Genomic DNA, 12,333 nt, shown 5'->3' with positions numbered 1-12,333 from the left:
AAAACGGCGGCTCACCCGCTTTATCCTTACGGCTGACGCATTTTCTGCTTAAACCGACCATCGGCAGGGAGTTTAACGGGGATAATTTTTGTTTGTCTGGGCCGGTTGAAACCGTCAAATCGGCCATCATTATGGATAATGCGCTAAAATGCCCTTTCGATTGCATATATCACTTTTTTTTACGATTTTTTGCAGCTATTCCCGCAAATTACACAGCGAAGGAATTGATTTTGCATTAAACTCGTTTGTTACAAGCGGATACATTTGCATACAAGGAGACAGGCATGCATCACACCACACCGTTGATCACCACCATTGTCGGGGCACTGGTTCTGGCGTTTCTCCTTGGGATGCTGGCGAATCGCCTGCGTATTTCGCCGCTGGTCGGCTACCTGATAGCGGGCGTACTGGCGGGGCCCTTTACCCCCGGCTTTGTCGCCGATACCAATCTGGCCCCTGAACTGGCAGAACTGGGCGTTATCCTGCTGATGTTCGGCGTCGGTCTGCACTTCTCGATGAAAGATCTGATGTCGGTAAAGTCGATCGCCATTCCCGGTGCCATTGCACAGATTGCGGTCGCGACGTTACTGGGAATGGGCCTGTCATGGACGCTGGGCTGGTCGTGGATGACCGGCCTGGTATTTGGTCTCTGTCTCTCCACCGCCAGTACCGTGGTATTGCTGCGCGCGTTAGAGGAGCGGCAGCTGATCGACAGCCAGCGCGGGCAGATTGCGATTGGCTGGCTGATTGTTGAAGATCTGGTGATGGTGCTGACGCTGGTGCTGCTGCCGGCGATTGCCGGCATGATGGAACAGGGCAACGCCAGCGCCGGACTGCTGGCCTGGGATCTGCTGTGGACCATCGGGAAAGTGGCGGCCTTTATGGTGCTGATGATGGTGGTGGGACGCCGTGCAGTGCCCTGGATCCTCGCCCGCAGCGCCGCCACCGGTTCGCGTGAGCTGTTTACGCTGGCGGTGCTGGCCCTGGCACTGGGCATCGCGTTCGGAGCGGTGGAGTTCTTCGATGTCTCCTTTGCGCTGGGCGCGTTCTTCGCCGGTATGGTGCTGAACGAGTCAGAGCTGAGCCATCGCGCCGCGCGCGACACCCTGCCCCTGCGCGACGCCTTTGCCGTGCTCTTCTTCGTTTCGGTCGGCATGCTGTTCGACCCGGCGATCCTGGTGACGCAGCCGCTGGCCGTGCTGGGCGCGCTGGTGATTATTGTGGTCGGTAAGTCGGTCGCCGCCTGGCTGCTGGTGTCGCTGCTCGGCCATTCACGCCGTACCGCCCTGACCATCTCGGTCAGCCTGGCGCAGATTGGTGAGTTCGCCTTTATCCTGGCCGGTCTGGGTATCTCGCTGGGGCTGCTGAGCGATGAGGGGCGCAACCTGGTGCTGGCCGCCGCCATCCTGTCAATTATGCTTAACCCGATCCTGTTTACCCTGCTGGAGCGTTTCCTGGCGAAAACGGAGAGCATGGAGGAGCAGACCCTGGAAGAGGCGATCGAAGAGGAGAAACAGATCCCGGTCGACTTCTGCAATCACGCCGTGATCGTGGGGTATGGCCGGGTGGGCAGCCTGATTGGTCAGAAACTGCTGGAGGCAAATGTCCCGCTGGTGGTGGTGGAAAATTCCCGCACCCGGGTCGAAGCCCTGCGCGAACGGGGTATCCGGGCGGTTCTGGGTAATGCCGCACGCGCGGAGACGATGGAGCTGGCACGGCTCGACTGCGCACGCTGGCTGCTGCTGACGATCCCGAATGGCTACGAAGCGGGTGAAGTGGTCACCGCCGCACGGGAAAAACATCCCGATATTGAGATTATCGCCCGGGCGCACTATGACGACGAGGTAGAGTACATCATGGAACGGGGCGCGACCCGCGTGGTGATGGGTGAGCGTGAGATTGCCAGCAGTATGCTGCAGATCCTGCAGGATGAGATGACACAGGGTGAAGATTTACAGCCCTGCGATGTGGTGCGCTGATCCCTGTTCAGTAAAACCTGGCAGGCTGCTGATGGTTTCCTCTGAGGCCCTTCTGTTGAGAAGGGCCTTTTTTATCGCCCCAAGGCCCGGCGTTACCGATCCCAGTAAGACTCTTCGAGGCTGTCTTCCCGCTCCGGCAGGCCGCGGGTTAAACGCGGCGAGTGCTGGTTCAGCACCTGATAGCTGACGCGATTGGCATACTTGCAGACCTGCGCCAGCGACGAGTAGGTCAGATAAGGACGGGCATGTTTGCTGGAGTTAGGCACGTTGAGGCTGTGATAGTTATTGGCAGTGATGTCATGCAGTAACGCTGCCAGCGCACCATCGCCGGCACCGTTGGTGTTCATGATCTTTTCCGGCCCGCCCATGTAAGGCGCGATGTGCGAGAAAACGCGCAGCGGCTGCTGGCAATCCTGCTGGCGCATCACCCGGCTGAACTCATACTGGTTGAACTCCGCAATCGCGCCAGGCAGCAGCGGATGGTTGGTTTTGCGTTTGAACTCATCCTCGGTGTAGCCCGCCATATAGAGTCCGATGGGGCCCGCGGTGCAGAGCACCAGATCCACCCAGTCGAGCGCCATGTTGGACGCGAGCAGCGGATCGGCTTCGCCGGTCAGCGCCAGCGCCTCCTCTTCATTCATCGCCACGATGCTGACGTGCTCACGCAGGAAGTCGCGCCAGAACTGAGGATTGTCAGCGATAACATGTTTAGTGCCCAGCGTCAGAACGACCGGCACGTTGTGACGTTTGGCGTACTCGATCGCCTTCAGCGTCGCCTGCGGCATCGGTTCCCCTTCGGCGCAGCGCACCAGGTAAGAGGTCAGCACCAGCGCAGAGGCACCGGCGATCACCGCTTCCGGCACGTTATCCGGATGCAGCTGATTCATCTGGCCGGGGCTGATCGCAAAGGTTCGCTCGCCATGTTCGCCAATCAGCGTAAAGCAGCGGCCAATGGCGCCATCGACACCCTGCAGATAGTTAAGATCGACCCGGCTGGAGGTGTTGCAGAGGTAGCGATAGGCGTAACCACCGATCTGGATGTTGTTGCACATCACGCCCAGCAGTACCGAGCGGTCATCGGCCAGCACCGAGAAGTTGTGCAGCGTGTTACCGATGGTGCCACCGGCAAACTGATGGGTAATCAGCGCGTCGCGCATCAGCTCACTGTACAACGCTTCCGCGACATCATTATCGATAACCAGCGAGTGCCCGGCGCTCAGGCCATAACGGGCGAGAAAAGCGTCATCGACTTTAGCTTCAATATCGACCAGCGTCTGATCGATACCCACCACCCAACTGCCCGCATCAACGTCATGCTGAATAGGCTGTAACAGGGGGTCGCGTGCGCTGACAGGAAAGTAATGTTTGGATTTGCGTTTGCCGGGAAATTTCATCGGGAGGTGCCGTCTGGAAAACAGGCGGAGAATGATACCACACTCTCCGCCCTGGCTTTAACGGCGAGCGTTAACCAGTTGTTCCATCATGTCGATATGCGCCTCATCGGCGTTCAGCGCAGGGATATACTCAAACTTCTCGCCCCCGGCGTGCATGAAGATTTCGCAGTTTTCACCGCTGATCTCTTCCAGCGTCTCCAGGCAGTCGGAGGAGAAGCCCGGACTCATCACCTGCACATGCTTTATCCCTTTACCCGGCAGACTCTCCATGGTTTTGTCGGTATAAGGCATCAGCCAGGGCTCACGGCCAAAGCGCGACTGGAAAGTCATCATATATTGATCGTCGCGCAGGCCCAGTGCTTTCACCAGGGCCGCCGTCGTATCGGCGCAGCGCTGCGGATAGTCATCGCCTTCGTTGGCAAACCGCTGTGGAATGCCGTGGAACGACAGAACCAGCAGGTCGGGCTGACCATGCTTTTCAAAGGATCGCTCTACCGTCGCTTTCAGCGCAGCGATATAGGCCGGATGTTCGGCGTAGTCACGGATGAACTGCACGTCGGGCAGCGAACGGTAGCCTCTGAAGACCGTTGTCAGACCATCCCACACGGCCGCCACAGTAGAGCAGGAGAATTGCGGATAGAGCGGCAGCACGATCAGGCGGGTAACCCCCTGCGCCATCAGCTTATCGACCGCGCTTTTCAGGCTCGGATTACCGTAGCTCATGCCCAGTTCGACGGGCATATCGACACGCGCCGCCAGGGCATCGCGCTGACGCTGGCTGTAGACCAGCAGCGGGGAGCCACCTTCCATCCAGACTGAAGCGTAGAGCTTCGACACGCGCGGCGAGCGAAACGGCAGAATCACAGCATTGAGCACCGGCCACCAGAGCCAGCGGGGCGCATCGACCACGCGCGGATCGCTTAAAAACTGTTTGAGATAACGTTTAACTGCAGGTGTGGTTGGGGCGTCTGGTGTACCTAAATTAACCAGTAATACGCCGGGCTTATCTTGCCTCATTTGAGTTCCTTGATGACTACGGAGATGCGTGAAAACAGGGAAATTGTAGCGGAATTAGTGGGAGGTAAAAGCAATTACTGCAAAAGGGGCCGGTAATCCCGGCCCCACTGCGCTTAGCCGAGGATCTTAGCCAGTTCGGCACTCACTTCGGTCACTTTACGGGTGCCGTCGATTTTGTGATAGGCGGTGTTGCCCGCTTCCGCTTCTTTGCTGTAGTAAGCAATCAGCGGCGCGGTCATCTGATGGTACTCCACCAGGCGTTTGCGCACGGTCTCTTCCTGATCGTCTTTACGGGTGGTCAGCTCTTCGCCGGTCACGTCATCTTTGCCTTCCACTTTCGGTGGATTAAAGGTGACGTGATAGACGCGGCCAGATGGCGTGTGAACGCGACGGCCCACGATACGCTCAACGATCAGTTCATCCGGAACAGCGAACTCCAGAACGTGATCAACGGTGATCCCGGCTTCTTTCATTGCATCCGCCTGAGGAATGGTGCGTGGGAAACCGTCCAGCAGGAAACCATTTTTGCAGTCTTCCTGGGTGATACGCTCTTTCACCAGCGCAATCACCAGCTCATCGGTCACCAGTTTGCCAGCATCCATAATGGCTTTCGCCTGGTTGCCCAGCTCGCTGCCTGCTTTTACCGCTGCACGCAACATGTCGCCGGTGGAGATTTGCGGAATGCCATACTTCTCCATGATGAATTGGGCCTGAGTCCCCTTACCTGCGCCCGGAGCTCCGAGCAGAATAATACGCATTGCGTAAATCCCCTTGCGAATCGCATTGATCTATCTTCGAAGCCGAAGAACATACCATTATGACCCGCGCATCACAAGGAAGCGCGCGGATTGCACCGGGCAATCTCACGGGATTCAGTGTCCTGAAGCGGGCCCGCCGGGCCTGCCTGCCATTTTTTCAGATTTACCGCCTGCACCGAGCAGGAACTGCAGCCGCCGGCTCAGCTGGTGCGTCATATTTACGCTTTTTTTACCGCTGCCGCGCACGTTCGCATTGAGTTGCAGCCGGGAGTGCTGTGGCCATTTCACTACATCGTCAGCGTCTGACAGCGTCGAAATCAGGGCAGGCGGCACGTTAAAGCTGGCAAAGGGCAGGCCGGGCTGATGACAGGAGTTCAGCGGCAGCGGGCTGGAGAGAGAGAGCGCATCGACGGTCGCGGCGTTGTAAGGCCGCCACTGCGGGTCGCGGAGGCGGCGAAGGGCGTCCTGGGTCGCGGTCAGGGTCAGTCCCTGTTCAAACAGGCGTAGTTCGCTGCGCACCAGGGTGCTGAAGTCGTGGGTGCGTAACGCCACCAGCACCAGATCGCTGCAGATCTCGGCGTGGCGATCCAGTCGGGTGACAAACAGATGCGCCTCATCGATCAGCTTCTGATGCAGCACGCTGGCGAAACTCTCGCTCGCCTCCGTCACCCCCTGATTCTGGCAGTCGCGCAGCGGACGCACCCGCCCGTTGGGCAGTTCAACATGCGGCACCAGCATAATGCTGCCCGCAATCAGCGGCACTGCGGGCAACGTCGTCAGTTCGGTTATCGGATAGCGCGAGGCGTAACGCTGCTGGTTGCGCGCCTGCTCCTGACGCAGAAACAGCTGAGAAAGCAGGACTTTCGCCACATGCAGCGAAGGGGCAAAGAAGAGATCGAACTGCTCCAGACTGTAAAAGCGTGAAAGCGCCAGACGTAACCGATGGCGCGCCTCTGCTGACGTTTCAGAGGGTGAAGAACCGTGTGCCATGGCTGTCTCGCTTTGGTCAGTGTGCGGCGTGAGCGCAGGTTAAGCGAGGCGGAATATCCGTGAAAAATCACAGATATAAGGCTGAGTCAACCCGCCAGAATTTGCCCTGTAGAGTAGGTCAATGCGGCTGGACTTTAAAATGATATAAACTGACAATCCCTGTTAGTTTTTTGCACAGGGGATAAGGATGAACGGTTTGCCGCCACTGAGGGCGCTGCACTATTTTCATCAGGCGGCCTTACACTGCAGTTTTAGCGTGGCGGCTGTCCATCTGCATGTCACACACAGCGCCATCAGTCATCAGATCCGTCAGCTCGAAAGCTGGATGGGCAAGCCGCTGTTTGTACGCAGTAATGGCCGCGTCAGGCTTACCTCACACGGCGATCGGCTGCTGCTGAGCTGTCAGCAGGCGTTCAGCGAACTGCGGACCAGCTGTGAGCACATCCGGACCGGCCTGCTGGAGCAGATCCGCATCTCCTGTCCCCCCAGCTTTTTATCGCAATGGCTGATCCCCCGTATCGCCACCTTTTATCAGCGCTATCCGGAGATCGACGTTCACTTTCAGCCGCTGGCAGAGGTTGCACAGCTGCACAGTGAACATGTGGATGTGCTGATCCTGAGCCAGAGTGAGCGCCCCGAAGCCGACATTGATGCGACCCTGATCAGCGAAGAGGAGATTGGCCCGCTCTGCGCCCCACACTTTGCCTCGCAGCTGCGGGCGAGCAGGGATCTGGCAACGATGCCCCTGCTGCATGCAGATACCCGGCGGCACGCCTGGTCGGAGTGGGCAGAAAGAACGGGAAGCACGGGACAGTTTACCGGGGGGCAGCATTTTGAAACGCTGACGCTGGGGATTCAGGCTGCGCGAAGTGGTCTCGGGATCCTGATGGCGCCGCGTCTGCTGGTGCGCCGGGAGCTGGAAGAGGGAACGCTGCTCGCCCCATTAGGTTTTGTGCGGGTGGAACGCGCCACCTGGATGATGACGAAGCAGAGCCGGCGTCACGACAGAGAGATCAGCCTGTTTCGCGCCTGGCTGCAGGATGCCGCGCAGCCATAAAAAAAGCCGGTGAATCTCACCGGCTTTTAGCGTTATGCCGTCAGCAGCTGGTTCATGCGACGGATAAACTGGTTAGGATCGTCCAGGGTGCCGCGCTCTGCCAGCAGCGCCTGATCGAGCAGCAGCTCGATCCACTCGCCGAAGCGTGCTTCATCCTGGGTATCCGCAACGCGTTTCACCAGCGGGTGATCCGGGTTGAGTTCAAACAGATATTTCACCTCCGGCACCTCCTGTCCGGCCGCCGCAAACAGCTTCGCCATCTGGGTGGTCATCTCGTTGGCATCGGTGGTCACGATGGCAGGCGTATCGGTCAGACGATGCGTCAGACGCACCTCTTTCACGCGCTCGCCCAGCAGGTTTTTCACCCGCTCAACAAACGGCTCCAGCGCCTTTTCTGCTTCTTTCTGCTCTTCGGTCTCTTCGTCCGCCAGCTTGCTCAGCGATTCGTCCGCCTTGCTGACTGACTGGAACGCTTTGCCGTCGAACTCGGTGAGGTAGCTCATCATCCATTCGTCGATGCGATCGGAGAGCAGCAGCACTTCGATGCCTTTTTTGCGGAACAGCTCCAGATGCGGGCTGCTCTTCGCGGCGGCATAGCTGTCAGCGGTGATATAGTAGATCTTCTCCTGACCTTCCACCATGCGGCTGACGTAATCTTCCAGGGAAATGGTCTGCGCCGCGCCGTCGCTCTGCGTGGTCGCAAAACGCAGCAGCTTCGCAATCGCTTCCTGATTGGCGTGATCTTCTGCCGGGCCCTCTTTCAGCACCAGACCAAACTCTTTCCAGAAGGTCTGATATTTTTCGCTGTCATCTTTCGCCAGTTTTTCCAGCATCTGCAGGGTGCGCTTAGTCAGCGCGCCGCGCAGGCTCTGGGTCACCCGGCTGTCCTGCAGGATTTCACGGGAGACGTTCAGCGGCAGATCGTTGGAGTCAATCAGGCCTCGCACGAAGCGCAGGTAGTTCGGCATAAACTGCTCGGCGTCATCCATGATAAAGACGCGCTGAACATAGAGCTTCAGGCCATGTTTATGATCGCGGTTCCACATATCGAACGGGGCACGCGCCGGAATGTAGAGCAGGCTGGTGTACTCCTGCTTGCCTTCCACCCGGTTGTGGCTCCAGGCGACCGGATCGCTGAAGTCGTGGGCGATATGCTTGTAGAACTCGTTGTACTCTTCGTCGCTGATGTCAGATTTATTGCGGGTCCACAGCGCCTGGGCTTTGTTGATTTTTTCCCAGTGCGTGCCCTCGCCCTCTTCATCTTTAGCTTCGATCTCCACCGGCAGCGCGATGTGATCGGAGTATTTGCTGATGATGTTGCGGACGCGCCAGATATCCAGGAACTCATCTTCGCCTTCGCGCAGATGCAGGGTGATCTCGGTACCGCGATCGGCCTTCTCGATCTCAGCCAGGGTATATTCGCCCTCGCCCGCCGACTCCCAGAATACCGCTTCATGCGCTGCTGCGCCCGCGGCACGGGTGCGCACGGTGACTTTGTCCGCCACGATAAAGGCAGAGTAGAAACCTACACCGAACTGACCGATCAGCTGGCTGTCTTTAGCCTGATCGGAGCCCAGGGATTCAAGGAAAGATTTAGTGCCCGATTTGGCGATAGTCCCGAGGTTCTCAATGACCTCGTCGCGACGCATACCGATACCGTTGTCGCTGAGCGTCAGGGTACGGTTGTCCTTATCAACAGAGAGACGAACGCGCAGCTCGCCATCACCTTCATAGAGGCTGGAGTCTGACAGCGCGCGGAAGCGCAGCTTGTCTGCCGCATCCGAGGCGTTGGAGATCAGCTCACGCAGGAAAATCTCTTTGTTTGAATAGAGAGAATGGATCATCAGATGCAGAAGTTGTTTTACTTCCGACTGAAAGCCACGGGTCTCTTGTCCTTTCATGGTCATTGCTACCTCAACAAAACAGGTTGAACAAACGTTGAGGTTGATGTGGGGATGACAGGGAGAATTTCAAGCCGGTGTCTGTCACAACACCGGCAAATGCTTAAAATCTGAACTTCTGGCGGCCCGCCAGTGAGTGGGATAGCGTGGTGCCGTCGACCATCTCCAGCTCACCGCCCACCGGCACGCCGTGCGCGATACGGCTGGCATCGACGCCATACTGGCCGCAAAGCTCCGCAATGTAGTTGGCGGTCGCCTCGCCTTCCACCGTCGGGTTGGTGGCGAGGATCACCTCCTGCAGCGGTTCGCTCTCCAGACGCTGCTCCAGACGGTCCAGACCGATATCGGCCGGACCGATGCCGTCGAGCGGCGAGAGGTGGCCCATCAGCACAAAGTAGCGTCCGCCAAACTGGCCGGTCTGCTCAATGGCGTGAATGTCCGCCGGACTTTCCACCACGCAGATCTGACCATTCTGCTGACGCCGTGGATTGGCGCAGATGGTGCAGATTTCCTGCTCGGTAAAGGTCCGGCAATCGGCGCAGTGACCAATCTCCGACATCGCCCGGGTCAGCGCCTGGGCCAGCCGCATGCCTCCGCTGCGATCGCGCTGCAGCAGCTGAAAAGCCATGCGCTGCGCCGACTTCGGCCCAACACCTGGCAGGCAGCGCAGCGACTCCATCAATGCTTCAAGCAGTGGGCTGGTTTGCATCAGAAGGGCATCTTAAAGCCTGGTGGCAGCTGCATGCCTGAGGAGACAGACGCCATTTTCTCTTTCTGGGTTTCATCAATGCGACGTGCCGCATCGTTGAACGCGGCCGCGATCAGATCTTCCAGCATATCTTTGTCATCTTCCAGAAGGCTCGGATCCACCTCCACGCGACGGCAGTTGTGCGCGCCGTTAATGGTCACTTTGACCAGGCCCGCACCCGATTCGCCGGTGACTTCGATTGCGGCGATCTCTTCCTGAGCTTTGGCCATTTTTTCCTGCATCTGCTGGGCCTGTTTCATCAGGTTGCCCAATCCGCCTTTACCACCAAACATAGTCTTCTCTCTCAGCTGAGGCTGCAGCGCTATCGTTGAGATAGCCGCAGCGTGTCTAAACAGGTCGGATACTCTCCTCATCCAGGTCAGCATCAAAAAAGCGCTGTAGCATCTGAATGTGGGTATCACAGGTGATCGACTGACGCGCCTGCGCCAGCTTCTCTTCGTAAATGGCCTGACGCCACTCCAGTGGCGTCAACACCGATGAATTATCGTCTTCAACTACCGAGAGTTCAACTCTCTGCCCGGCACGCTGACTCAGCGCCTCGCTTAAGACCTGCTGCGCCGAGGGGGAATTGAGGTGACGCTGACTGCTGCGCAGGTGCAGGCAGACGCCGGTTTCGGTGACCTCTTTCCAGGCATTCAGCGCCAGCTGCTGCACCAGTTTCGGCAGCGGCAGCGTGGGGATCTCTGCGGCCCACGGGTCGCGCGCCTGCGCCTCTTCCGCCAGTCGCGCCGCCAGCTCTGGGGTTTTCTCATGCTCCAGCGCAGAACGCAAGGCCTTTGGTGTCGCCACCGGCTCCGCCACTTCCACCGGCTGATTCACCGCTTTCCAGCGATAGGCCTCCTCTTTTACCGGGGCGGCCGGTTCGCGATCGCGGATACGCTGCTGGCTGCGCTCGGTGACCGAGGCCAGCCGCTCCAGCGCGGAGTTGGCCGGCCGCGCACCTGGCGCCGCCGGCTCACTCTTTTTTGGTTTGTTCGCTCCCTGACGCAACAACTGCGTGCGCGCCTGCAGGAGCTGACTGGTGGAACTGGAAAGTGCGGAATCGGAGGTTGTCTCGGGCGGCGGCGCGTCCGGTGGCGGTGCGCTGTGCGGCGCCGGATCGGGCGCGGCCATCTGCGGCTGAGCGGCGACCTGGCGCGGCGCGGGCTGAGGAGCGGCCTGCCGGGCCATCGGTGAGGCGGCCTGTGATGACGGCGTTGCGGCGCGCGCAGCCGGGGTCGATATTACCGGGGATGAGGCGGTTTCGGCCGCCGCGCCAGGCGCAACGGGTGACATCTGCTGGGTCAGCGCAGGACGCGCAATGGGTTCCGCCACCGCCGCTTTGGGATGAAACGCCAGCGCCCGCAGCAGCGTCATCTCGACACCCATGCGGCGATCGGGCGCAATCGGCAGATCCTTGCGGCCCATCAGCAGGGTCTGATAGTAGAGCTGCAGATCGGCTGGCGGCACGACGCGCGCCAGCTCACGCAGGCGAATCGCATTGCTCTCATCGTCGTCGTTGAGCGAGGTCGGTAACAGTTGCACCATCGCAATCTGGTGCAGCAGACGCAGCATCTCGATCAGCAGCGCCTCCCACTCCACGCCGCGTGACGCGGCCTGACTCAGCAGATTCATCACCTGCTGACCGTCGCCGTCCACCAGCGCCTCAAGCAGCCCCAGCGGCTGTTCATCATCCAGGGTGCCGAGCATGACGCTGACGGTGCTGCTGGTCACTGCGCCCTGCCCCATGGCAATCGCCTGGTCGGTCAGGCTCAGCGCATCGCGCATACTGCCATCTGCGGCGCGGGCCAGCTGCTGCAGCGCCCGTGTTTCGCTTTCGATCTCTTCCTGCTTCAGGACATGCTCAAGCTGCTGACGAATCTGGTCAACATCAAGGGCTTTAAGGTGAAACTGCAGGCAGCGCGAAAGAATGGTGACCGGCAGCTTCTGCGGATCGGTGGTCGCCAGCAGGAATTTGACGTGCGCAGGCGGCTCTTCCAGCGTCTTTAACAGCGCATTGAAGCTGTGACGCGAGAGCATGTGCACTTCATCGATCAGATAGACTTTGAAGCGGCCGCGCGCCGGGGCGTACTGCACGTTGTCGAGCAAATCGCGGGTATCTTCAACTTTGGTGCGCGACGCGGCATCGATCTCGATCAGATCGACAAAGCGGCCCTGCTCGATTTCCCGGCAGTTATCACATACGCCACAGGGGGTGGCGGTGATGCCCGTTTCGCAGTTTAGGCCTTTGGCCAGCAGACGCGCAATGGTGGTCTTCCCGACGCCACGGGTGCCGGAGAAGAGATAAGCATGATGGATGCGTCCCAGAGACAATCCATTCGCCAGCGCCGTCAGTACATGTTCCTGACCGACAACATCAGCAAAAGCCTGGGGACGCCATTTTCGCGCAAGTACCTGATAGCTCATGTGGATTCGACGAAGTTGGATGGAAAGATGAGCGCAGACGCTCTGCAACCCCTGTATAAGAT

At 59.0% G+C, this 12,333-nt stretch carries 10 protein-coding genes and 1 other annotated feature; of the genes, 2 read left to right on the top strand and 8 right to left on the bottom strand.

The genetic code is table 11. The features are described 5' to 3' along the window. The first annotated feature begins 284 nt into the window (after window positions 1-284). Window positions 285-1,979, top strand: coding sequence for a YbaL family putative K(+) efflux transporter (gene ybaL, locus ACNY69_RS00925; protein ID WP_111140319.1), 1,695 nt, complete (start codon window positions 285-287; stop codon window positions 1,977-1,979). Window positions 1,980-2,071: 92 nt separating this feature from the next. Here ybaL and ACNY69_RS00920 read toward each other — a convergent pair whose 3' ends face one another. The 4 genes from ACNY69_RS00920 to ACNY69_RS00905 all read right to left on the bottom strand — a co-directional run bounded on the left by ACNY69_RS00920 (window position 2,072) and on the right by ACNY69_RS00905 (window position 6,138). Continuing rightward, window positions 2,072-3,373: an inosine/guanosine kinase gene (locus ACNY69_RS00920; RefSeq protein WP_111140318.1), complete on the bottom strand. Its 1,302-nt coding sequence runs from the start codon at window positions 3,371-3,373 to the stop codon at window positions 2,072-2,074. A gap of 57 nt (window positions 3,374-3,430) precedes the next feature. Then, window positions 3,431-4,390: a ferrochelatase gene (gene hemH / locus ACNY69_RS00915; protein ID WP_111140317.1), complete on the bottom strand. Its 960-nt coding sequence runs from the start codon at window positions 4,388-4,390 to the stop codon at window positions 3,431-3,433. 113 nt (window positions 4,391-4,503) lie between these two features. Then, entirely contained in the window at window positions 4,504-5,148 is a 645-nt protein-coding gene (adk, locus tag ACNY69_RS00910) for an adenylate kinase (RefSeq protein WP_111140316.1), read from the bottom strand. Between the two features lie 114 nt (window positions 5,149-5,262). Beyond that, entirely contained in the window at window positions 5,263-6,138 is an 876-nt protein-coding gene (locus ACNY69_RS00905) for a DUF6024 family protein (protein ID WP_293770829.1), read from the bottom strand. 187 nt (window positions 6,139-6,325) lie between these two features. Here ACNY69_RS00905 and ACNY69_RS00900 point away from each other — a divergent pair, with 187 nt between their 5' ends. Next, the gene (locus tag ACNY69_RS00900) at window positions 6,326-7,195 is read left to right on the top strand and encodes a LysR substrate-binding domain-containing protein (protein ID WP_111140314.1); all 870 of its coding nucleotides are present in this window, start codon (window positions 6,326-6,328) and stop codon (window positions 7,193-7,195) included. 32 nt (window positions 7,196-7,227) lie between these two features. Here ACNY69_RS00900 and htpG read toward each other — a convergent pair whose 3' ends face one another. The 4 genes from htpG to dnaX form a co-directional block, all read right to left on the bottom strand. After that, on the bottom strand, window positions 7,228-9,102 hold the full coding sequence (htpG, locus tag ACNY69_RS00895) for a molecular chaperone HtpG (protein WP_111140313.1): 1,875 nt from the start codon (window positions 9,100-9,102) through the stop codon (window positions 7,228-7,230). A gap of 97 nt (window positions 9,103-9,199) precedes the next feature. Then, complete coding sequence (gene recR / locus ACNY69_RS00890; RefSeq protein WP_111140312.1) at window positions 9,200-9,805, bottom strand: recombination mediator RecR; 606 nt, start codon at window positions 9,803-9,805, stop codon at window positions 9,200-9,202. Next, window positions 9,805-10,137 carry a YbaB/EbfC family nucleoid-associated protein gene (locus ACNY69_RS00885; RefSeq protein WP_111140311.1) on the bottom strand — a complete coding sequence of 111 codons (333 nt, stop codon included), beginning with the start codon at window positions 10,135-10,137 and terminating at the stop codon, window positions 9,805-9,807. Before ACNY69_RS00885 ends, recR begins: the two co-directional genes overlap by 1 nt. Window positions 10,138-10,192: 55 nt before the next feature. Beyond that, window positions 10,193-12,271 carry a DNA polymerase III subunit gamma/tau gene (gene dnaX, locus ACNY69_RS00880; RefSeq protein ID WP_111140310.1) on the bottom strand — a complete coding sequence of 693 codons (2,079 nt, stop codon included), beginning with the start codon at window positions 12,269-12,271 and terminating at the stop codon, window positions 10,193-10,195. Beyond that, window positions 10,790-10,851: a sequence feature (DnaX frameshifting element), on the bottom strand. (Overlaps the previous gene by 62 nt.) Window positions 12,272-12,333: the final 62 nt, after the last annotated feature.

The sequence above is a fragment of the Pantoea graminicola genome (genome assembly GCF_048452665.1).
GTDB lineage: Bacteria > Pseudomonadota > Gammaproteobacteria > Enterobacterales > Enterobacteriaceae > Pantoea.
The sequence above is the reverse complement of the archived record's forward strand: the minus strand, read 5'-3'. Positions and strand labels throughout refer to the sequence as shown.